At 68.4% G+C, this 21,978-nt stretch carries 20 protein-coding genes and 1 pseudogene; 11 read left to right on the top strand and 10 right to left on the bottom strand.

The features are described from left to right. Nucleotides 1–219: pseudogene (locus FV217_RS23000) on the top strand (sensor histidine kinase); the annotation flags it as partial. Continuing rightward, nucleotides 216–866, top strand: a complete 651-nt coding sequence (locus tag FV217_RS17730) for a response regulator transcription factor (RefSeq protein WP_147818498.1) — start codon at nt 216–218, stop codon at nt 864–866. The pseudogene FV217_RS23000 and the gene FV217_RS17730, both read left to right, overlap by 4 nt. Before the next feature lie 42 nt (nt 867–908). On the opposite strand, the gene FV217_RS17725 is transcribed toward FV217_RS17730, so the two are convergent. Next, nucleotides 909–3,242 (bottom strand): NADP-dependent malic enzyme, encoded by a 2,334-nt coding sequence (locus FV217_RS17725; protein ID WP_147818497.1) that lies wholly within the window; start codon nt 3,240–3,242, stop codon nt 909–911. Nucleotides 3,243–3,305: 63 nt separating this feature from the next. On the opposite strand from FV217_RS17725, the gene FV217_RS17720 reads away from it, so the two are divergent. Genes FV217_RS17720 through FV217_RS17710 form a run of 3 tightly spaced genes read left to right on the top strand, consistent with a single transcriptional unit; the run spans nt 3,306 to nt 4,881 of the window. After that, nucleotides 3,306–3,923 carry a CatB-related O-acetyltransferase gene (locus FV217_RS17720; protein ID WP_147818500.1) on the top strand — a complete coding sequence of 206 codons (618 nt, stop codon included), beginning with the start codon at nt 3,306–3,308 and terminating at the stop codon, nt 3,921–3,923. A 42-nt stretch (nt 3,924–3,965) separates the two neighbouring features. Then, nucleotides 3,966–4,226, top strand: a complete 261-nt coding sequence (locus tag FV217_RS17715) for a DUF3297 family protein (RefSeq protein ID WP_147818496.1) — start codon at nt 3,966–3,968, stop codon at nt 4,224–4,226. A 10-nt stretch (nt 4,227–4,236) separates the two neighbouring features. Beyond that, nucleotides 4,237–4,881 (top strand): YdeI/OmpD-associated family protein, encoded by a 645-nt coding sequence (locus FV217_RS17710; RefSeq protein ID WP_147818495.1) that lies wholly within the window; start codon nt 4,237–4,239, stop codon nt 4,879–4,881. Here the strand turns inward: FV217_RS17710 and FV217_RS17705 are convergent. The 6 genes from FV217_RS17705 to aspS all read right to left on the bottom strand — a co-directional run bounded on the left by FV217_RS17705 (nt 4,878) and on the right by aspS (nt 10,834). Next, entirely contained in the window at nt 4,878–5,396 is a 519-nt protein-coding gene (locus FV217_RS17705; RefSeq protein WP_187272616.1) for a hypothetical protein, read from the bottom strand. The genes FV217_RS17710 and FV217_RS17705 overlap by 4 nt on opposite strands. Nucleotides 5,397–5,566: 170 nt before the next feature. Then, nucleotides 5,567–6,685 carry a hypothetical protein gene (locus FV217_RS17700; protein WP_147818493.1) on the bottom strand — a complete coding sequence of 373 codons (1,119 nt, stop codon included), beginning with the start codon at nt 6,683–6,685 and terminating at the stop codon, nt 5,567–5,569. 52 nt (nt 6,686–6,737) lie between these two features. Then, the gene (locus tag FV217_RS17695) at nt 6,738–7,058 is read right to left on the bottom strand and encodes a hypothetical protein (protein WP_147818492.1); all 321 of its coding nucleotides are present in this window, start codon (nt 7,056–7,058) and stop codon (nt 6,738–6,740) included. Then, a complete protein-coding gene (locus FV217_RS17690; RefSeq protein WP_147818491.1) occupies nt 7,055–8,128 on the bottom strand; it encodes an acyltransferase in 1,074 nt (357 codons plus the stop codon). Before FV217_RS17690 ends, FV217_RS17695 begins: the two co-directional genes overlap by 4 nt. After that, entirely contained in the window at nt 8,125–9,006 is an 882-nt protein-coding gene (locus FV217_RS17685; protein WP_147818490.1) for a glycosyltransferase family 2 protein, read from the bottom strand. Before FV217_RS17685 ends, FV217_RS17690 begins: the two co-directional genes overlap by 4 nt. A 13-nt stretch (nt 9,007–9,019) precedes the next feature. Next, nucleotides 9,020–10,834, bottom strand: coding sequence for an aspartate--tRNA ligase (aspS, locus tag FV217_RS17680; RefSeq protein ID WP_147818489.1), 1,815 nt, complete (start codon nt 10,832–10,834; stop codon nt 9,020–9,022). Nucleotides 10,835–10,991: 157 nt separating this feature from the next. On the opposite strand from aspS, the gene rnd reads away from it, so the two are divergent. Then, entirely contained in the window at nt 10,992–12,143 is a 1,152-nt protein-coding gene (gene rnd, locus FV217_RS17675) for a ribonuclease D (RefSeq protein ID WP_147818488.1), read from the top strand. A 138-nt stretch (nt 12,144–12,281) separates the two neighbouring features. Beyond that, entirely contained in the window at nt 12,282–12,569 is a 288-nt protein-coding gene (locus FV217_RS17670; RefSeq protein WP_147818487.1) for a hypothetical protein, read from the top strand. 12 nt (nt 12,570–12,581) lie between these two features. On the opposite strand, the gene FV217_RS17665 is transcribed toward FV217_RS17670, so the two are convergent. Continuing rightward, nucleotides 12,582–14,471, bottom strand: a complete 1,890-nt coding sequence (locus FV217_RS17665; RefSeq protein ID WP_147818486.1) for a hypothetical protein — start codon at nt 14,469–14,471, stop codon at nt 12,582–12,584. Nucleotides 14,472–14,639: 168 nt separating this feature from the next. After that, nucleotides 14,640–14,966 carry an iron-sulfur cluster insertion protein ErpA gene (gene erpA, locus FV217_RS17660; RefSeq protein ID WP_147818499.1) on the bottom strand — a complete coding sequence of 109 codons (327 nt, stop codon included), beginning with the start codon at nt 14,964–14,966 and terminating at the stop codon, nt 14,640–14,642. Between the two features lie 140 nt (nt 14,967–15,106). Between erpA and FV217_RS17655 the strand changes: the two genes are divergently transcribed. Then, nucleotides 15,107–16,375, top strand: coding sequence for a deoxyguanosinetriphosphate triphosphohydrolase (locus FV217_RS17655; protein WP_147818485.1), 1,269 nt, complete (start codon nt 15,107–15,109; stop codon nt 16,373–16,375). A 41-nt stretch (nt 16,376–16,416) separates the two neighbouring features. Here FV217_RS17655 and FV217_RS17650 read toward each other — a convergent pair whose 3' ends face one another. After that, a complete protein-coding gene (locus FV217_RS17650; RefSeq protein WP_147818484.1) occupies nt 16,417–16,920 on the bottom strand; it encodes a hypothetical protein in 504 nt (167 codons plus the stop codon). Nucleotides 16,921–17,584: 664 nt separating this feature from the next. On the opposite strand from FV217_RS17650, the gene FV217_RS17645 reads away from it, so the two are divergent. The 3 genes from FV217_RS17645 to FV217_RS17635 form a co-directional block, all read left to right on the top strand. Continuing rightward, nucleotides 17,585–19,009, top strand: a complete 1,425-nt coding sequence (locus FV217_RS17645) for a hypothetical protein (protein ID WP_147818483.1) — start codon at nt 17,585–17,587, stop codon at nt 19,007–19,009. Nucleotides 19,010–19,176: 167 nt separating this feature from the next. Further along, on the top strand, nt 19,177–20,934 hold the full coding sequence (gene argS, locus FV217_RS17640; RefSeq protein ID WP_147818482.1) for an arginine--tRNA ligase: 1,758 nt from the start codon (nt 19,177–19,179) through the stop codon (nt 20,932–20,934). Nucleotides 20,935–20,961: 27 nt separating this feature from the next. Continuing rightward, a partial coding sequence (locus FV217_RS17635) for an SPOR domain-containing protein (RefSeq protein ID WP_147818481.1) occupies nt 20,962–21,978 on the top strand: 1,017 nt, incomplete at its 3' end.

Here is a 21,978-nt window from a genome sequence, read left to right as displayed (position 1 = left end):
GCCGAGGGCGGGCTGCGCCTCACCGTCGAGGACGAGGGCGGCGGCGATCCGGCCCGTCTCGACGGCACCACCGGCCGCGGCATCCTCGGCATCCGCGAGCGCATCGCCTCGCTGGGCGGAAGCCTCTCGATCGCCAGGGCCGAACACGGCCTGCGCATCGCCGCGGTGATCCCGCTCAGGGGTCCGCGGCTCGTCCCCGCCGTCGCGGCCGCTGCGTGACCGGCCTCTCGATCCTCCTCGTCGACGACCATCCCGTGGTGCGCGAAGGCTACCGGCTGCTGCTGGAGCGCCAGCCCGGCACCCGCGTCGTCGCCGAGGCCGAGGACGCGGCCGGCGCCTATCGCGCCTACAAGCTGCATACCCCCGACATCGTCGTCATGGACATCTCGCTGCCCGGCCCGAGCGGCATCGAGGCCCTGCGCCACATCCGGCAATGGGACACGCATGCCCGGGTTCTGGTCTTCACGATGCACGGCGGCGCAGCCTTCGCGCTGAAAGCCTTCGAGGCCGGCGCCTCGGGCTACGTCACCAAGAGCAGCGCCCCGTCCGAACTCGTCCGCGCCGTCGGCACGGTCGCCCGCGGCGGCCGGGCGCTATCTGAGGACATCACCCGCGAGATCGCCGCCGACCGCCTGTCGAGCGGCCACGCCGTGATCCGCGACCTCGGCACCCGCGAAGTCGAGATCCTGCGGCTGGTCGCCTCGGGCGAAACCACCGACAGCATCGCCCGGCAGCTCAACATCAGCCCCAAGACCGTGCAGAACTACCATTACGGCATCAAGGCCAAGATCGGCGCGCGGACGGACGCGCATCTGGTCTGGCTCGCGATCGGGGCGGGGTTGCTGGAGCTGGAGCGGGCGGTGTGATGCTCGCGTTCGAAGACATTCGACGTCGAGGCGCCAGCCCGCCTATTCCGTCACCAGCGCCGCCCCCGGCTCGCCCGCCTGCAGCGTCGCCAGCCGCTGGCTCGCCTGGGCTTCGACCACCGCCGCCGCCGTGACGTTGACGATGCCGCGGGCCGTCACCGAGGGCGTCAGGATGTGGGCGGGCTTGGCCGGGCCGATCAGGAGGGGGCCGACGGGGAGCGCGTCGGCCAGGATCTTGGCGAACTGGAAGGCGATGTTGGCCGCATCCAGGTTCGGGAAGACCAGGACGTTGGCCGCGCCCTTGAAGCGCGACCCCGGCAGAACCCTGTCACGAAGAATCTCGGAGAGGGCGGAATCCGCCTGCATCTCGCCGTCGACCTGAAGCTTCGGGTCGCGGGCCTGGATCAGCTCGAGGGCGCGGCGCATCTTCCTAGACGCGGGATCGTCGGACTGGCCGAAATCCGAGTGGCTCAGCAGCGCGATCTTCGGGGTCAGGCCGAAGCGGCCGACATGGCCGGCGCAAGCGATCGCCATGTCGGCGATCTCCTCGGCGCTCGGATCCTGGCGGACATGGGTGTCGGCGAGGAAGAACGCGCCCTTCTTGGTGACGATCAGGCTCATCGCGGCGAGGTCGAGCACGCCCGGCGCGAGGCCGATGATGTCGCGGATCACCCGGAGCCGGGTGTCGAAGCGCCCTTCGAGGCCGCAGATCAGCGCGTCGGCCTCGCCGCGGCGCACGGCGAGGGCGCCGATCACCGTGGTGTTGGTGCGCACCAGCGTGCGGGCGAGGTCCGGGGTGATGCCCTTGCGGCCGGCGACCTCGAGATAGGTCGCGACGTAGTCGCGGTAACGCGGATCGTCATCGGGATCGATCAGGTCGAAATGCTCGCCCTGGCGCAGGGTCAGGCCGAAGCGCTTGACGCGCACCTCGATCACCCGCGGGCGGCCGACCAGGATCGGACGGGCGACGCCGTCCTCGACGATGGCCTGGGCGGCGCGCAGCACGCGCTCGTCCTCGCCCTCGGTGTAGATCACGCGCTTCGGGTCGGCCTTCGCCTTCGAGAACAGCGGCTTCATGATGAAGCCCGAGCGGTGGACGAAGCGGTCAAGCGACTCGGCGTAGGCGTGGATGTTCTCGACCGGCCGCCCGGCGACGCCCGAATCCATCGCCGCCTGGGCCACGGCCGGGGCGATGCGCAGGATCAGGCGCGGATCGAACGGGCTCGGGATCAGCGATTGCGGGCCGAACGGCCGCGCCTCGCCGCCATAGGCGCGGGCGACGACGTCGGAGGGCGCCTCGCGGGCGAGGGCGGCGATGGCCTTCACCGCAGCCTTCTTCATCTCTTCGTTGATCGCCCGCGCGCCGACGTCGAGCGCGCCGCGGAAGATGTAGGGGAAGCAGAGGACGTTGTTGACCTGGTTGGGGAAGTCCGAGCGCCCGGTGCAGATCATCGCGTCCGGCCGCTTCTCCTGGGCGAGGTCGGGCATGATCTCGGGATAGGGGTTGGCCAGCGCCATGATCAGCGGCTTCTCGGCCATCTTCTCCAGGTATTCGGGCTTCAGGACGCCGCCGGCCGAGAGGCCAATGAACACGTCGGCGCCGGGGATGACCTCACTGAGCGTCCGCGCCTCGGTGTCCTTGGCGTAGACGTCCTTCCAGCGGTCCATCAGCTCGGTGCGGCCGGTATGGACCACGCCCTTGATGTCGGTGACCGTGATGTTCTCGACCCGCGCGCCGAGCGAAACGAGGAGGTTGAGGCAGGCGAGAGCCGCCGCGCCGGCACCCGAGGTCACGATGCGGACGTCGGAGAGGGTCTTGCCGGCGAGTTCGAGCCCGTTGAGCACGGCCGCGGCGACGATGATCGCGGTGCCGTGCTGGTCGTCGTGGAAGACCGGGATGTTCATCCGCGCCCGGCAGCGCTCCTCGACCTCGAAGCACTCCGGCGCCTTGATGTCCTCGAGGTTGATGCCGCCGAAGGTCGGCTCCAGCGAGCAGACCACGTCGACGAGCTTGTCGACGTCGTTCTGGTCGACCTCGATGTCGAACACGTCGATGCCGGCGAATTTCTTGAAGAGGACCGCCTTGCCCTCCATCACGGGCTTCGAGGCCAGCGGGCCGATATTTCCGAGGCCGAGCACCGCGGTGCCGTTGGTCAGCACGGCGACGAGGTTCTGGCGGATCGTCAGCGTCGCCGCTTCCTGCGGGTCGGCGGCGATGGCCTCGCAGGCCGCCGCGACGCCGGGCGAATAGGCCAGCGCCAGGTCGCGCTGGTTGCCGAGCGGCTTGGTCGCCTGGATCTCCAGCTTTCCGGGCTTGGGCAGGCGGTGGTAGACGAGCGCTCCAGCCTTGAGGTCCTCGGACATGTTGTCGGCCATGACCTTCGCTTCCTCTCCTGGAATACGCGTGATTCTCACCGGACCGCGCCTTTGAATAATCTGTTGCAACGGCTGAGGCGGGGGCGCAACCCGCACAACGAGACGCGCCTCCATATGGCGAAGCTAGCGCGGCGCTGGAATTTCTCGATAGGGGCCTATTCCTACGGCTTTCCGAAGGTCCGGTTCCCCGAATCCGGCCGCCGGCTGACGATCGGGCGCTACTGCTCCATCGCCGACAAGGTCGAGATCCTGCTCGGCGGCGACCACCGGCTCGACTGGGTCTCGACCTACCCCTTCGCCGCGATGGCGGGGCTCTGGCCCGATTCGGAGGCGCCGCAGGATTACCACGCCTCGCGCGGCGACGTGACGATCGGCAGCGACGTCTGGCTCGGCTCGGGCTGCATGATCCTGTCCGGCGTCAGCGTGGGGCACGGCGCCGTGGTCGCGGCCCGCGCCGTGGTGACCCGCGACGTGCCGCCCTACGCGGTCGTCGCCGGCAACCCCGCGAAGATCGTGCGGCGGCGCTTCGACGAGGCGACGGCGGCCCGGCTCGTCGCGGCCGCGTGGTGGGACCTGCCGCACGCGACCGTGAGCCGGCTGGTGCCGCTGCTCTCCAGCGGTCAGGCCGACGCGGTGATCGCTGCGGCGGCCGAGGCGCGCGGCGTTGCGGCGGCGGGGTGAATCCCTTACCCCGATGCGATTCAGACCGACCCGAGCTCGACCATGACCGACACGCCCGAAGCCGCCCCCGCCCTTCCCGACCGCCTCTCGGTCAACCCGAACAGCCCGTATTACGACGAGGCGCTGCTGGAGCGCGGCATCGGCATCCGCTTCAAGGGCGTCGATAAGACCAATGTCGAGGAATACTGCGTCAGCGAGGGCTGGGTCCGCCTCTCGGCCGGCAAGACGCTCGACCGCGCCGGCAACCCGATGACGGTGAAGCTGAAGGGTCCGGTCGAGCCGTATCTTCGCGACGCCGGTTAGGCCTCCGCCGGTGCGGGAGGAGAGGGCCGGGCTCCCGATCCGCGCCTTCGCCTCGCCGCGTGAGTGGGAGGCGTGGCTCGCCACCATACCGCGCACCGCGCCGGGGCTTTGGCTCCGGATCGCGAAAAAGGGCTCCGGCGTCGCCAGCGTGACGCGGCTCGAAGCGATCGAAGGTGCGCTCTGCCACGGCTGGATCGACGGGCAGGCCGCGCCCTACGACGAGCAGTCCTGGCTGGTCCGCTTCACCCCGCGCCGTCCGCGCTCGACATGGTCGGAGGTCAACCGCGCGGCGGCGCAGGCGCTGATCGCCGCCGGCCGGATGCGCGAGACCGGTCTCGCCGAGATCGCGGCGGCCCAGGCTGACGGCCGCTGGGAGGCGGCCTACGCGCCGGCGAGCCGGGCCGAGGTGCCCGAGGACCTCATCGCTGCGCTCGACGCATCCCCGGAGGCGAAGCAGGCCTTCGCGACCCTCGACCGCACGAACCGCTACGCGATCCTCTACCGGGTTCAGGAGGCGAAGAAGCCGGAGACGCGCGCCCGGCGTATCGCGGGCTTCGTGGCGATGTTGGAGCGGGGCGAGACGCCGTATCCGCGGAAGCGCGAGAGGGTGAGCCGTAAGGATTCGGTCGAGGGCGGCACGCAGGTTCCAGGTTAGCCGAGGCCGGCTTCGAGGGGAAACGGCGTCGGTTCCCAGTAGGGCTCGATCTTGGTGCCGCGGACATTGGCCGCCTCCCACCCGTGCAGGATCCGGGCGAGCGCCCGGCGGTCGCCGGCCAGAAGGGGTTCCGCCACGACGGTGAGTTGCATCTGCCAGCGATGCGGAAGCGAATCCGGGTGGTAGGTCTTGCCGCGGTATTTGGGTTCCTTCTCGTGCCAAATCGTCCGCGCGGCATCGAGATCGCCCGCCGCGATAAGGGCGAGCATGCGATCCTCTAGGGGTTCGTAATGAATTGTATGCTCTCTTGGGGGGAGGGTCACATAGCCTTCGGGCGTCCCGTAGACCTCCAACTTCGGCAGCACCTCCGTTTCGATCACCGCGATTGCATCGGCGATCATTGCGGGATCGGACCATAGCCACGATTCCTGCGAAGATGTCTCCGGCCTTTGCAGATGTTCGATATATGTTCCGAAAGCAAAATCAGGATTTATTTTTGGAAGAAAAAGAGCCATTACTGTCAACCATGGATCGCAACGATCTTTATCAGAAGTCCTTTCTATAAATATGCCAAGAACGAAATGTCGAACCGGCTTCCTGCAGATCAGACCAGAACTTATTCTGATTATATTCTTTTCTGATTCAATTATTGGCTTGTAGATTTTTTCGATTTGGTGCCGAGTCGTCATTTTTCGAGTACCTCAATCATAATGTAATTTCTCATACCAGGATAATGTTTCTGTATTGCAGTAATAATATCCACCGCGCGGACGGCCCTGAGAATGGCCTTCCCCATCTTGTGATCATATACGCAGACGGTCGATGGACGCACGGGCTCCAAGACATCCAGTCGTATAGATTGCCCGCTACTGTAGTGGACACCTATACCTGTCTCTGCGGCATAAGAAACCTCAGCAATCAAACCAGGGTCTTTCATGCTTTTGATCTTATGTGCGATAATCCTATGAACTATATTCCCAAAATTTTGCTCAGTACCATACCCTCCTAATGCACGGACTTCTGCTGCGGTTGATTTCGCCAGCGCCTGGATTTCCGCATTGCGCGGGCAGAGTCGGTCCAGCTCCCTCTGACTGACCGCACCGACCCACATCGCACGGTCGTTGAACGCATCGCCAGGGATGTACTCGCTCGCCGGTGCGGCGAAGATCGCCGTGCCGTCTCTGTTCCTTCGAATCGCTTCCGTCGTGAAAAGCGAAATCGCAGCTTGCAGGATCCGATCGCTAAGGCGCTTGAGTTCGCGCGGAAGACGCTGAGGCGCCCGCGCCGACTGGAAGAATGCCTCCGGCTCGGCTCCGCTGGTCGTCAGCCTGCTGCGGCTCAAAATCTCCCCGCTCCCGCCATCCCGAATCGTCTGCGTCAGACCGGACGTCTCGAAGACCGTGCGCGTGCCATCCGGCGCCGTGACCGTGTGCTGCTCGTCCCACTCGGCGTGCGGGTTGCTGCGGATGCGGATCGAGAGGACGCGCGAACCGTCCGCCGTCACGACCTCCTCCTGCGTCGTCGATGGAGCGGAGCCGCCGCCGATCGATCCGGTGGTCTCGGGATCGTCGCCTGCGGCGAGCGGCCCGGCGGCGGTCGGGTCGCCGGACGTCCAGCGCCCGCCGCCGAGCTGGCCGGCCGGTTCGCGCGGCTGATCGGGGTCGTATTTCTGCGAGAGCAGCCACCCGATCCGGAGCAGCTTGGTCTCGACGGTCAGCCCGGCGAGGCTCGCGCGGATTTCGTTCAGATCGCGGCGGTGACCGGAAGACAGCGACATCGGATCCAGCCCTTCATAGGCGAGCAAGTCCGATCGCAGCTAGCAAATATACCTACATATGTCAATAAATGCCTAGATATCAGCCGCCGGCGCTCGACGTAACGGGGCAGCTCGGGCGGCCACCCGCCGCGCGGCACGCGCGCTGCGCCGCCTCCACCATCACCGCGACCTGCTCGGGCGTCTTCGGTGCACGGAAGACGAGGCTCGTCGCCACATCCGGGTGTTTTTGGCGCTGCTTCGGCGTCCGGGCGTGGTTCGATATCCTGATCGCCAGTGCGTCGGCCCCGCTCCGGCAATAGACGCTGTCGCCGCGTTCATTGCGGGCGGAGACCGCAAACCCCGCCTCTTCGAGCAGGCGCACCGCGAGGGCGATGGCGGCCGTCGGCGCCAGGGCCGTCACGGTCCCGCCGGCTCGATGGTGCCGAGCGTGCGCCGGCCGAGTGCGCGCGCCTTCAGGCCGAGCGCCGGCTTCTCGATGGCGTACCAGGACAGGGCGGCGACGCCGAGCGCCAGGATGATCGAGGGACCGAGCAGCGCCCAGCCCGAGCCCTGCGGCCAGAACGCGTGCAGCACCTGCTGGATCGGCCAGCCGTAGAGGTAGACGCCGTAGGACAGGTCGGCCGGCGGATCGAGGCGCGGCCGGCCCAGCGCCGGCAGCAGCGCGATTCCGATCGCCGCATAGGCCTCTGTGAGGAAGAGCGCGCTCCGGTAGAGCGGCGTGCCCTGCAGGAGCAGGGCGGCGGGGAGGGCGAGGAGCCACCAGGGCGAAAGCCGCACCCGGTCGCGCCAGAGATAGAGCGCGCCGCCGCCCGCGAAGATCATCGGCAGACGGAATGCCGTCTCGGTGCCCTTGGGCAGGTCGGGATGCGCGATCTGGGCCGCGACGAGGGCGACGGCCAACCCGGCGACCAGGGCCAGCGACAGCCAGCGGACCCGCAGGAGTCCCAGAACGCCGGAGACGAGGACGCCGAAGTAGCACAGGGTCTCGTATTTCAGGGTCCAGACCGTGCCGAGGGGACTGCGATAGGGATTGGCCTCGAACAGGCCCGGCAGGGCGGCATTGCTCTTGAAGGTCGTCAGCGTGCCGAGGATGAAGCGGCGCAGCTCCGGCGCGGCATAGTATTCTGCCAGCGGCAGCCGGGTCAGCGCCGCGCCGAGCACCAGCGAGACCAGCAGCGTGGCGGCGACCAAGCCCGGCAGGATGCGCAGGGCGCGGGCGATGACGTAGTCGCGCGCCCCGCGCCGGTCCATGCTCATGGTCACGAGGAAGCCGGACACGGCGAAGAAGCCGTTCACCGCGTGCTCGCCCAGGGCGAAGCCGGTGGCGCGGGCCAGCGGCTCGGCGGCGGGGTCGCCGGTCGCCACGCTGAAGGCGTGCGAGACGACCACGGCCAGCGCCAGGGCGAGCCGCATGGCCGAGAAGGCGTTGTGCGGGCGGGCGATCGCCTCGGCGATGGTCGGCGCGCTCATCCGCCGGCCTTTTCGAGGTTTTCACGGGACAGGGCAGCACGACCGCGCCAAGCGGCAAAAGCGCCGGCCGCCGAGCCACCGTAGCGTTCCACGCCCGAGCGGCGGAAGACGAGGGCGGAGAGCAGGGCTTTCGGTGCGTTCACCGCGAGCATGCCGAGGCTGGGATCAGGCAGGCCGTATTTTCGGCTGACATAGGCGCGCGACCAGGCCTGATGCCAGCGCGTGCGAAACACCCGGCCCCGCTCCGGCGCCGAGGAGCGCCCGCGCCCGTGCAGCGCCACGGCCTCGTGCACGTGGACCAGCGCACGGCCGGCGTCAGCGACGCGGCGGCAGAGGTCGTCATCTTCGTAGAACAGGAAGATTTTTGGGTCGAAACCGCCGAGGTCGAGGAAGAGCTTTCGCTCGGCCATGAGGCAGGCGCCGGAGAGGAACGGCGCACAGGCGTCGCCCTCGGGCAGGCTGCGCACGCCGCGCGGATTGGTGAGATACGGCGCGAGCAGCGAGCGCGGCTGGTAGAAGAAGCGCCCGTCCGGCTCGACGATGCGCGGCGCGAGCAGCCCCGCATCCGGCCATTTTTTCGAAGCTGCCAGCAGGGCGGCAGCCGCACCGGGTTGCAGGACCAGGTCGGGGTTGAGGATCAGGACGTGGGTCGCGCCCTCCGCCGCCCGCACGCCGAGAGTGTTGGCGCGGCCGTAGCCTTCGTTGCGTGGGTTTTCGACAACCCGAGCCCCGGCCGCGCGCGCGATCCGCACGGAGGCATCGCGGCTGGCATTGTCCACGACGATCGCCGGCACGCCCTCGCGGGCCAAAGCCGCCAGACAGTCCGGCAGAACCTCGGCGCTGTCGTGCGCGACGACGATGGCGACGAGGCTTTGCACGGGGCGGTCTGGATCAGGCCTTCTTCTCGGGCAGGTTCAACCGAACGTGCAGCTCGCGCAGCTGCTTCGGCGTCGCCTCCGAGGGCGCCCCGAGGAGCAGGTCCTCGGCGCGCTGGTTCATCGGAAACAGCGTCACCTCGCGCAGGTTGATCGCGCCGACGAGCAGCATCACCAGCCGGTCGATGCCGGCGGCCATGCCGCCATGGGGCGGTGCGCCGTATTGGAAGGCGCGGTACATGCCGCCGAAGCGGGCATGGACCTCGGCCTCGCCATACCCAGCGATCTCGAAGGCCTTCACCATGGCATCGGGGCGATGGTTGCGCACCGAGCCGGAGGCGACCTCGTAGCCGTTGCAGACCATGTCGTACTGCACGGCCTTGAGCTTCAGCACGCTCTCGGTGTCGGCCGGGTCGAGCGCCAGGAAGTCTTCGTGGCTGACATTCGGCCCCGAGAAGGGGTTGTGCGAGAAGTCGACCTTCTTCTCGTCCTCGTTCCACTCGTACATCGGGAAGTCGGTGATCCAGCAGAACGCGAAGCGCTCGCGGTCGACGAGGCCGAGTTCGTCGCCGATGCGGATACGGGCCTTGCCGGCGAGCGCCGCCGCCTTGCCCTCGGTGCCGGCCGCGAAGAAGACGGCATCGCCGGCCTTGGCGCCCGTCTTCTCGGCGATGGCCTTCTGGACGGCGGCGGGAATGAACTTTGCGATCGGGCCCTTGCCGGTGAGCTCGCCGCCCTCGTCCTCGAACACGATGTAGCCGAGGCCGGGCGCGCCCTCGGAGCGGGCCCAGTCGTTCAGCTTGTCGAAGAACGAGCGCGGCTGGCCCGCCGCCCCCGTCGCCGGGATCGCCCGCACCACGCCGCCGGACTTGATGACGCCCTTGAACGCCTTGAACTCGACCTCGTCGCGGGCGAATTCGTCGCTGACGTCGGCGATGATCAAGGGGTTGCGCAGATCCGGCTTGTCCGAGCCGTATTTGAGCATCGCCTCGGCATAGGGAATGCGCGGGAACACCTCGGTGACCGGCTTGCCGTCGGCGAACTCCACGAACATGTCGCGGACGACAGGCTCCATCGCGGCGTAGACGTCCTCCTCCGTGACGAAGCTCATCTCGACGTCGAGCTGGTAGAACTCGCCCGGCAGGCGGTCCGCCCGCGGATCCTCGTCGCGAAAACAGGGCGCAATCTGGAAATAGCGGTCGAAGCCCGCGATCATCGTCAGCTGCTTGAACTGCTGCGGCGCCTGCGGCAGCGCATAGAACTTGCCGGGATGCAGGCGCGAGGGCACCAGGAAGTCGCGCGCGCCTTCCGGCGAGGAGGCCGTGAGGATCGGCGTCTGGAACTCGAAGAAGCCGCCCTCGCGCATGCGACGGCGCAGGCTGTCGATGATCGCCCCACGCTTCATGATGTTGGCGTGCAGCTTTTCGCGACGCAGATCGAGGTATCGGTAGGCGAGCCGCGTCTCCTCCGGGTACTCCTGATCGCCGAAGACCGGCAGCGGAAGCTCGGCGGCGGGGCCGAGCACCTCGACCTCGTCGATATAGACCTCGATCGTGCCGGTCGGCAGCTCGGAATTCTCGGTACCGGCGGGGCGGGTGCGCACGCGGCCGTCGATGCGGATCACCCATTCCGAGCGGGCGGCGTCGACCGCCTTGAAGGCCTTCGAATCGGAATCGACCACACACTGCGTCAGGCCGTAATGGTCGCGCAGGTCGACGAACAGCACGCCGCCATGGTCGCGGATGCGGTGGCACCAGCCGGACAGGCGGACGCTCGTGCCGACGTCGGACGGGCGAAGCGCCCCGCAGGTGTGGGAACGGTAACGATGCATGGCCGGCTCTATGGGATTGAGGCCGGCACCATTCACGCGAGACCGGGCAAGTCAAGGCGCGGGCTTCGGGGGAGGGCGTTTCGCTCCGGCAAACGTCCACGGCGGAATGCCGCCCTTCGCCTCGCAAGGCGCGTCAACCTCCGATATAGCCGAAGGCATGGACCTGATCTCGACCACGTCGGACCTTGCCGACGCCTGTGCCCGCTTCGCCGCGCAGCCCTTCGTCACCGTCGACACGGAGTTCATGCGCGAGACGACCTATTATCCGAAGCTCTGCCTGATCCAGATGGCGGCGCCGGACGGGTTCGCGGCGCTGGTCGACCCGCTGGCCAAGGATCTCGACCTCAAGCCGTTCGTCGACCTGATGGCGGACGAGGGCGTGGTGAAGGTGTTCCACTCGGCCCGCCAGGATCTCGAGATCGTCTGGATGATGGGCGAGCTGCTGCCGCATCCGTTCTTCGACACGCAGGTCGCGGCCATGGTCTGCGGCTACGGCGACTCGGTGTCCTACGAGCAGCTCGTCAACGACCTCGCCAAGGCGAAGATCGACAAGTCCTCGCGCTTCACCGACTGGTCGCGCCGGCCGCTCTCCGAGGCGCAGCTGAGCTACGCGCTCTCCGACGTGACGCATCTCGTCAAGGTCTACGAACTGCTCGTCGCCCAGCTCGTCGAGACCGATCGCGGCGCCTGGCTCGACGACGAAATGGGCGTTCTGACCTCGCCGGAGACCTACCGGGCCGACCCGGCCCAGGCCTGGCGCCGGCTCTCGGGGCGGATGCGCAAGCCGCGCGAGGTCGCCGTGCTGATGGAGGTCGCGGCCTGGCGCGAGAAGGAGGCGCAGACCCGCAACGTGCCGCGCGGCCGGATCCTCAAGGACGAGGCGGTGATCGACATCGCCTCCTCGGCCCCGCGCAGCGTCGAGGCGCTGGGCCGGCTTCGCACGATCCCGACGGGCTTCGAGCGCTCGCGCACCGGCACCGACATCCTGGCCGCGGTCGAGCGCGGTTTCTTGCGCGACACCGCCGACATCAAGCTCCCCGAGCGCGGGCGCTCGCGCGGCGGCAACGCCGCCGTGGTCGAGTTGCTGAAGGTTCTGCTCAAGGCCGTGGCCGAGGCCGAGGGCATCGCCCCGAAGATCATCGCCACCGTGGACGAGCTCGAAGCCATCGCCGACGACGACCAGGCGGACGTGCCGGTGCTGCAGGGCTGGCGCCGCACCCTGTTCGGCGAGAAAGCGCTCGCGCTCAAGACGGGCCGGCTCGCGCTCTCCACCGAGGGCGGCCGCGTCATCGTGCGTGAGTTGCCCTGAGCCGGGAACCTCTCGCCCTGCGCGAGAAAACACGGCGGCCTGTGGGCCGATGAGCATGGTGTTCGGGACGGGACTACCCTAGATCGGGATTAAGCGGCAAAGTTGTTGCCGAATAATCCCGATCGCCGCCCGCCATCCATGTTCGAACCGAACGAAGTCCTGCAGACCCTGACCGGGCGCGGCCACGTCTCCACCGAAGGCGTCGAGGCGGTTCGCGTGCGCTACCGCGTGGTGATCGAACGCCGCGAGGGCAGCATCGTCGCGTCCGGCACGCTGGCCGGCAACCACGCCAGCCTGAAGCCGGTCTGGCTCGTGCCCGACGCGACCTTGCGCCTCAAGAACGGCCGGCGCATCGAGATCTCGATCACCGATCTGGTCGGCGATCTCGCCGAGTTCGAGAGCACCGGGCCGGTATCGCCCACGTAACAAGAACGCCGCTCACTCCGCCTTGGCGTTCACCTCGAGCTTGTCGAGCACGGCGCCGGGACTGCCCGCGGTGCTGAAATCGGCTATGCCGAGGCCGGTCGCGGCCTTCGCCCTGGCGCTGATCGAGAGCGTGCCCGGCTTGGCGGCGAACTTGCCCATGGCCGCGCCTATGGTCTTGGCGGCGGGCGAATTGCCGAGAATCACCGGGATGCCGACGAGGCAGGCGGTGACGTATTCCTTGCGCAGCTCGTCCGGCTTGAGGCTCAGCGACTTCGACTGGGCGTCGATGAAGCGCTCGTAGAGCCCGCCGTTTTCGAGTTTCAGGTCGACCGTCTTGGCGGTGGCCGAGAGCATGGCGAGCCCCGACGCGGCGGCATCGGGATCGAAGATATCGGCTCCGATGCCGCCGAGCGTCGCGTTGAGGTGCAGCGTCCCCATGTCCTTGCCCGAGACCGAAACCTCGCGCAGGGCGAGTTCCTTGGCGCCCTCGTTCCAGGCGGAATCGGCAACGACGTCCAGGTCGATGTCGCGGTAGCCGTAGAGGCCGAGCGAGCCGAGGCCGGGCAGGCCGGCGACGGCCGAGGACGGCATGGTCAGGCCCGAGAGCGACAGGCGGCTCGCCGTCGGCACGCCGTCCCGCGGCGGCCCGAAGGTCATGGTTGCGTCGCGCAGGCCGACGTGAAGCGGAGCCGCCGCGGAGGCCGGAGCTGTCTTGGCGAGGGGGTCGGAGGAGGGAGCCGGCGGCGCGCGCCTGCCGCCGGCGGACCTCTCCTTGGCGGCAGGCTCGGCCTCGGTCGGAACGTCGAGGCTGAGCCCCGAGAGCGTCACGGTGCCGATCAGCGGCGTCAGGCGGCGCATGTCCGCTTCCGACACGGCCTCGTTCGGCTTGGCGAGCCGCCGCAGCGTGGCGACGGTCGGCTCCAGGGAGGTGCCGCTGAGCGAAAACTTCGCGATCGTCGAGCGGGTGCCGGTGCCGGCGAAGCTGATGTCGCTGAGCGAGAGTCCGGCATCGCTGCCGGCCGCCGCGTAGGCGAGGCGGCCGATGGCGAGGTCGACGGGCTTGTCGCCCTTGGTGTCCTGCACGCGCAGGCCGGTGGCCTCCAGGCTGCCGATGGAGACGGCCTCGATCAGGTCCGCGGCGTTGCCGGCCGCCTTGGCGCGACCGGCCGCATCCTCGCCGTCGAAGTCCAGCGCCTTGAAGGCGTCGAGCGCGCCGTTCCAGGTCCCCGGGACCTGGCGGCCGGCGAAATCGCGTCCGGCCAGCCGGGCGAGGCTCACCCGCGTGCCGTTCTCGTCGGTGAAGGCGATGGTTTCGAGCGAAAAAGCCGCGTAGAGGCGCTGAAGTGGGCCCTTGCCGTCGCCGGGCTCGCCGGAGAGGCGCGCCATCGCCGCAAGGTCGACGTCTTCCGCCCTGAATTTCCCGTAGGAGCCGTCGCCGCCGGCCGACTTGCCGTCCGACGCGCCGGCGACGGTGATCGCGGCGCCGGCCGAGGTCAGCTCGGCGATGCGCCCGCCATGCACGCCGCGGGCGACGACGTCGCGATAGACAACGGCCTGCCGGGTGCCGCCGACCGCCTGCTCGACGCGCAGTTCGGGGATGGCGAGGCTGCCCGCATCGAGCCGCGCGAGGCGGGCCGGCCACGGCTCCTTGCCGTCAGCCTTGAAGATCGCGAGGAAGTCGTCCTTCGACAGGCGCGTGCCGCTCGCCGTCAATTTCGGCGCGGTGAAGCGCGTTCCGCCGATCGTCAGGACGACGTCCTGCAGGGCGACGTCCTGTACCGCTGAGGCCGCCTCCTGGGCCCGGACCGGAGCCGCCGCCGGCAGCGCGGACAGCACGGCGAGGCATCCGAGCGACGCGAGCACCGCCCGCCGGAGGCCGTTACGGCCGGTGGATGGGATCATGGCCTTGTCCGGGAAGCTGAACGCGGGGATCGTGGTGCAGGGAGCATGCGGCCCGCTCGCACGGGCGCCTTGCACTGCCGCAGAATGCAAGAGCAGGCAATTGCGCCCAAGCCACGGCAGAGCACCCGCGACGATGCCGGGATTTCGTCGGAACCCGGCGTCGGGCGTTCAGAGCGAGAAGGACGTTCCGCATCCGCAGGACGAGGTCGCCTGCGGGTTCTCGATCTTGAAGGACTGGCCGATCAGGTCGTTGGCGAAATCGATCACCGAACCGCCCATGTACTCGATCGAGACCGGGTCGAGCAGCACCGTGGCGCCGTCCTTCTCGATCACGAGATCCTCCTCGGTGCGGGTCTGCTCGATATCGAAGGCGTAGGAGAAGCCCGAGCAGCCGCCGCCGTTGACGCTGATGCGCAGCGAGCTGCCGGGGGGCTCGGCGCTCATGATCTCCTTGATGCGCTTGGCGGCGCGGGCGGTCAGTTGGATGTCGGCCATGGTCGAGCTCGGCTTCACGGTGCGGTCTCCTTCCTCGTGACCGCACGCGCGACGCGCGATTGCCGGAACGGGACCTGCAGACAAGATATGAGGTAGGCCGACGCACCGCAACGCGGTGCGGGTGAGGAGCAGTGCGAGACGTGGCGCAGGACACATCGACGACGCGGCGTGCGGGCGATCGCTGGCGGGCGGCCTATGCCACCGATCCGGCGGCGACGCGGGGTCGGCTGATCGCAGAGCCGTCCTCGCCGACCCGCAGCGACTTCCAGCGCGACCGCGACCGCATCGTCCACTCCACGGCCTTCCGGCGCCTGAAGCACAAGACGCAGGTCTTCGTGCATCACGAGGGCGACCATTATCGTACGCGCCTGACGCATACGCTGGAGGTCAGCCAGATCGCCCGGGCGCTGGCCCGTGCGCTCGGCCTCGACGAGGATCTGGCGGAGGCGCTCGCGCTCTCGCACGACCTCGGCCACACCTGCTTCGGCCATACCGGCGAGGACGCGCTGCATGCCTGCATGGCCGAGCATGGCGGCTTCGACCACAACGCCCAGGCGCTGCGCATCGTCACCCGGCTGGAGCGGCGCTATGCCGAGTTCGACGGCCTCAACCTCACCTGGGAGACGCTGGAGGGGCTGGTCAAGCACAACGGCCCGCTGCTCGACGGGGCGGGTGCCCCGACTGCGCGCTACCGCCATGCCGGCATCCCGGCGGCGATCCTCGAATACAATGCGCTGAACGACCTCGAACTCGCCCGCTTCGCCGGGCCGGAGGCGCAGGCGGCGGCGCTGGCCGACGACATCGCCTACGATTCACACGATCTCGACGACGGCCTGCGCGCCGGCCTGTTCGAGCTCGCCGACCTGGAGACCGTGCCCTTTTTGCGCGGGTTGCTCGACGAGATCGCGGATCGCTACCCGAACCTCGAAGCCTCGCGAACCATTCACGAGTTGGCGCGGCGGGTGATCACCCGCTTCGTCGAGGACCTGATCGTCGAAAGCGAGCGGCGGCTGGCCGCGCTGAATCCGCGAAGCGTCGCGGACATCCGCGCGGCAGACGCGCCGGTGGTCGCCTTCTCCGAAAAGATCGCGGCGGCGGATGCCGAGATCAAGGCGTTCCTGTTCGCGCGGATGTACCGCAATCCCGACGTCATGGCGGTGCGGGAGAAGGCCGACATCATCGTCGCCGACCTGTTTGCCGCATTCGTCGCCGATCCGCGCCGGATGCCGGCGGAATGGCAGGCAGGCCTCGACGGCGCGGGGGAGGGGCGGCTGGCCCGGCGCGTCGCCGACTACATCGCCGGCATGACGGACACCTACGCGGTGCTCGAACACGGAAAGTTCTTCGCGACGACGCCGAGCCTGTACTGGCGCCCGTCGGACCGCGGCCTGCCACTGGCGGAGCCGTGAGACAGGATGCCGGGGCGGATCGGATCCGCCCCGGGCAGGCTTCAGTAGCCGCAACCGCCGCAGGGTGCGTAGGAATAGGTCGGCACGTAGCTGTAGCAGCCGCCGCACCCGCCATAACCCACCGCCGGCACGTAGCTGCGATAGCCGCCATAGCCGGCGGCGGCATAGCCACCGTACCCGCCGCCGTAGCCATAAGACGAGCCGTATCCTTCGTAGCCGCCGCCATAGCCGTAGCCGCCGCCGAGGGCGCCCGCGGCAAGGCCGAGACCGAGGCCGACGCCGGCACCGGCGAGACCGTAGCCGAGCCCGCGCCCGTAGCCGCGCCCGCCATAGAAGCCGCCCCGTCCGGCGAAGCCGCCGCGGCGATAGCCGCCGAAGCCTCCGCGATAACCGCCATACCCGCCGCGGTAGCCACCGAAGCCGCCGTGATGGCCGCCGAAGCCGCCCCGGCCGTAGCCGCCTCGACCGAACCCGCCCGCCTCGGCGCACGCCGGCACGACGATGAGGGCGGCGAGCGCCGCCCCTGCGAGAAGAATAGCTTTCATCGAGGACTCCTGGATCAGAACTGATCAGCCGGCCTCATCTGGGCGGCCAGGATCCCGCGCGTTCAATGGGGCACTCTACCGAGACGGGACCTCATCCCCTGCGAAGCGCGGACAGCGCCGGCCGCCATCCGCGCCGTCCGCATCCAATCCCGGATATTCGTCGAAGCAACCACCCGTTGCCATCCGAACACCGACGATCCACAGACGTCAAAAACGCATCTGATCGGTGCAGATGCACTACAGTTTCATTCTCTGATAGAAAACTCGTTTCCAACTTCTCAAACGCGTAGAAACAGTCATACTCTGTGTATGCCGCAGCGAGCCAGTCAACCAGGGCGCAGCATCAAGCGCGGTATTCTATTCTAGATTGATGCCTTTATGATACTGAATGTTGCAGAAGATGATATTCATACATTCTGGCTTCAGGGCGTCCAGCACGTATGTATGGTCGCGTTTTCGGCAAAATCAGAAATATATCGCTTATTGCGAAATATTTCATGAAATACTTGCGTCGCTAACTCAACAAAGAATAAGCTCTTTTACACCGGCAAACTGGAACTCCAAGCATCCGCCCGGCGCACCATACTTTCTAGAGTACCTATCCCTAATTCAGGATCCGGGCGGCGTCGCCGGTTTCGATCCGTCGCTCAGCTACGATCGGTTCGTGCCGCCATCCGGCCCGAGCGGTCCGGTATCCGAGGTGGAGGCCGCCTATGTCCGGGCCCTCGTCGACCATGCCGAGCAGCGCGGCCGCGTTCCGGTTCTGACGGAAACCCGCAGCCTGGGCCGGGTCGCGGGCCTCAAGGCGGCGGCGCCGGGCCTTCACGTGGTGCTCTACCGCAACCTCTATCAGCAATGGTGCTCCTATACGGAGCAGGCGACCTGCGGAAACGCGTATTTTCTGGATACGATCACCAAGACTGCGCGTCTCAGCCTACACGATCCGATGATCCGGAATCTTCTTTCGATCTATCCCGTCGAAACCCCATCGACGACAGACATGAACACCTTCTATCTGTTCATGTTTCTGCACATCTACCTCTATTCGCACGCGACCGCCGCGGCCGATCTCGTCATCGACGTCAACCGTCTGTCCGGCGACGCGGCCTATCGCGGCGAGATCGAAGGGGCGTTCGCGGAACGGGACGTCCCGGTCGATTTCTCGGATGCCCGTTCGTCGACCGCCTACTCGCTGGTGAGCTTCCCCTGCCGAGCCGACATGCTCGAACAGATCCGGATCGTCGGCGACGCCATCATCGGGAAGATGGCGTCCGAGCGCGGACGCGCGATCACCGAGACCATCGTGGCCGATCTCTTCGAGGAGCACGAGCGTCACGAGTTCTACAGCAAGCGCCTGCGTTCGGTGCTGCTGTCGACGAGGCACGACAGGGACGCGGCGCTCGCCGCCGCCGAGGCCGTACACGGCCAGATCGCCGGCCTGCAGGACGAACGGGACCGATCCGAAATCGAGAGAGACGCGGCGCTCGCGGCCGTCGAGGACGCGCGTGGGCAGATCGCCGGCCTGCAGGGCGAACGGGAGCAATCCGCAATCGAGCGGGACGCGGCGCTGGCGGTCGCGGATGAAGCGCGGAGGCAAGCGGACGGCCTGCAGGGCGAACGGGATCGATCCGGAATCGAGCGGGATGCGGCGCGCGCCGCCGCCGAGGACGCGCACAGGGCAACCGACGCGATGCGGGCCGAATGCGACCGGCTCAGGGACGAGGCGAACGCGGCATCGCGCGCGGCCGAGGAAATCCGCCATGAGGCCGACGCCCTTCGGAGCGAACGCGATGCGGCCGTCCGGGACCGGGCGGCGATCGAGAGCGAGCATGGCCGGCTCGGCCGGGATCTGGCCTCGCTCTCGGCCCTCCGCGACCGGCTGGCCGGCGAACGGGACGCGGCGCTCGCAGCACATGCGAACGCGGAGCGCGAGCGACAGGGCGCCAGGAGCCGCTACGACGAATTGCTCCGCTGGAGCCTCGCCTTCCACGATTCGACGGCCGCCTCCGTGAGCTGGCGGCTCACGCGGCCCCTGCGCTGGATCGGGCTCGGCCGGCCGACGCGGCCACGGAAACCGGATTTCCTGTGACGGCGGGCTGTCCGGCCGCGGGTCCGAGGTCATCGTCCGATCGCGAACCACGACGACCCTGCGTTCGCGAGGTGGCGCCGTGACACCCCCCGCGCGCGTTGCTATGCCGCCGCGCTGAGACAGGCGGCCGCCGCGATGCGGCCGCGCCAGCGGACAATCATCGGCTCATGAACATCTTCGCTCAGTTCGAGGCGCGCGTGCGCGAGGCCCTCGAATCGCTCGTCCGGTCCGGCGATCTGCCCGACGGCCTCGACCTCTCCCGCGTGGTGGTCGAGCCGCCGCGCGATCCGTCGCACGGCGATCTCGCCACCAATGCCGCGCTGGTGCTGGCGAAGGAGGCCAAGGCCAATCCGAAGGCGCTCGGCGAGGCGCTGGCGGTCGAGCTGCGCAAGGATCCACGGGTCGTCGAGGCAAGCGTCGCCGGCCCAGGCTTCATCAACCTGCGCCTCGTCCCGGACGTCTTCCAGGACGTGGTGCGCGCCGCGCTCTCGGACGAATCCTTCGGCCGCGCCAGGCTGCCGGGCGGGGCTGTGAACATCGAGTACGTCTCGGCCAACCCGACCGGGCCGATGCATGTCGGCCACGGGCGCGGCGCCGTCTTCGGCGATGCCCTGGCGAACCTGCTCGTCGCGGCCGGCCGGGAGGTCACGCGCGAATACTACATCAACGATGCCGGCGCGCAGGTCGACGTACTCGCCCGCTCCGCCTACCTGCGCTACCGCGAGGCGCTGGGCGAGGACATCGGCACGATCCCCGAGGGCCTGTATCCGGGCGACTACCTCAAGCCCGTCGGCCTCCTGCTCAGCCACGAGCACGGCCGCGACCTCCTCGACAAGCCCGAGCTCGAGTGGCTGCCGATCGTCCGCGAAACCGCCATCCAGGCGATGATGGCGATGATCCGCGCGGATCTCGCCGCCATCGGCATCCGGCACGACGTGTTCTTCTCCGAGCGCACGCTGCAGGGCGCAGACGGCGGTAAGGTCGCCGAGCTGATCGCCGTCCTGCGCGAAAAGGGCCTCGTCTACGAGGGCCGGCTGCCGCCGCCGAAGGGACAGGTGCCCGAGGATTGGGAGGATCGCGAGCAGACGCTGTTTCGCGCGACGCAGTTCGGCGACGACGTCGACAGGCCGCTGCTCAAATCCGACGGCGGCTTCACCTACTTCGCCTCCGACATCGCCTATCACCGCGAAAAGTGGCTGGCCGGCGCCTCGGACCTGATCGACGTGCTCGGCGCCGACCACGGCGGCTACGTCAAGCGCATGCAGGCGGCGGTGAAGGCCGTCAGCGACGGTCGGGCCGTGCTCGACGTGAAGTTGTGTCAGCTGGTGCGGCTGTTGCGCGCGGGCGAGCCGGTGAAGATGTCGAAGCGCTCCGGCGAGTTCGTGACGCTGCGCGAGGTCATCGACGAGGTCGGACGCGACGCGATCCGCTTCATGATGCTCTACCGGAAGAACGACGCGACCCTCGACTTCGACCTCGCCAAGGTCGTCGAGCGCTCGAAGGACAATCCCGTCTTCTACGTGCAGTACGGCCATGCCCGCTGCTTTTCCGTGAAGCGGCAGGCGCTCGAGGCGATGCCCGGCGAGGATTTCTCGAAGCCGTCGCTGGCGCGCGATTCGGACCTGTCGATCCTGACCGATCCGGGGGAGATCGAGATGATGCGGCTGATCGCGCAGTACCCGCGGGTGCTGGAATCGGCGGCCGTTGCCCACGAACCACACCGAATTGCCTTCCATCTCTACGAAACGGCCAGCTCTCTCCACAGTTTTTGGAATAAGGGCAAAGACTTGCCGCAATTACGGATTGTTAATCCAACCGACCGAAAGTCCACCCGGGCCCGATTGGCCCTCGTGGAGGCTCTCGGCGGCGTCCTCGCCTCCGGTCTTGCGGTTCTGGGTGTCACCGCGCCGGACGAGATGCGGTGATCTGGCCGGGTTGGAAAGGAATCGACCATGACGACGAACGCTTCGCGTGCGGCGATCGACTTCGACGCCTTCGAGCGTGATCTGCGTCAGGCCTCCCTGCCGGAAGCCGCTGCACCGGCGCCGCAGCGCGCCGACCCCCTGGCCGAACTCGCCCGCATCGTCGGCCAGGACGACCCCTTCCGCGCCCTCCTCGCCTCGCAGGGCGGACAGGCCGGCGCACGCACCTCGGTCGGATCCGCCCAGGCCGGCCGGATCGAGCCGGCCTTCCACGATGCGCCCCAGGCACAGCACGCGGCGGCCGCACAGCCCGCCCATTCTCCCGCCGACGCCTTCGACCAGTACCTCGCCACCGTCGAGCAGGGTGCCTATGCCGAGGACGAAGGTCAGGAGCGGCACGATCCGGCCGCCTTCGACGAATCCGGCCAGGGCTATCGCGCCGTCGTCGCCAAGCGCCCTCGCAGGCAGCTGGTGCAGGTCGGCGCCGGTCTCGGCGTCCTCGCCCTCTGCGTCACCGGCGCGCTCGGCTGGAAGGCCATGGGCGGCCACGGCACCAGCGGCGGCCCGGTGACAGTGCTCGCCGACAAAACACCGCTCAAGGTCGCGCCCCAGGCCGCCGACGGCGTCGAGATTCCCGACCAGAACAAGCAGATCTACGAGCGCAACGCCAAGGACGGCCAGATCAAGGTCGTGAACCGCGAGGAACAGCCCCTCGACGTGGCCCAGGCCGCGCGCTCGGCTGGCGCCACCGGCGGCACGACGCCCGGCAACACCGCGATGCTAACCGATTCGCTCGGCGAGCCACGCCGCGTCCGCACCGTGTCCGTGAAGCCCGACACGCCGGTGACCGCGTCCTCCCAGGCGCAGTCGCAGCCCCAGCGCGTCGCCTCGGCCGATCCCGCCGCACAGATCCCGGCCTCGCCGATCCCGACCATGTCCATGCCGGACGGTTCCGAGGGCGCCTCCTCGCAGACCCCGGCCGTGTCGCCGCGGCGTCCGCAGCGGGCGCTGGCCTCGACCCCGGTGCCGGCAAAGCCGGTGCAGACC

Source organism: Methylobacterium sp. WL9 (assembly GCF_008040035.1).
GTDB classification, from domain to species: Bacteria; Pseudomonadota; Alphaproteobacteria; order Rhizobiales; family Beijerinckiaceae; genus Methylobacterium; species Methylobacterium thuringiense.
Note: the sequence above shows the minus strand (reverse complement) of the source record. Positions and strands in the feature narration are given on the sequence as shown.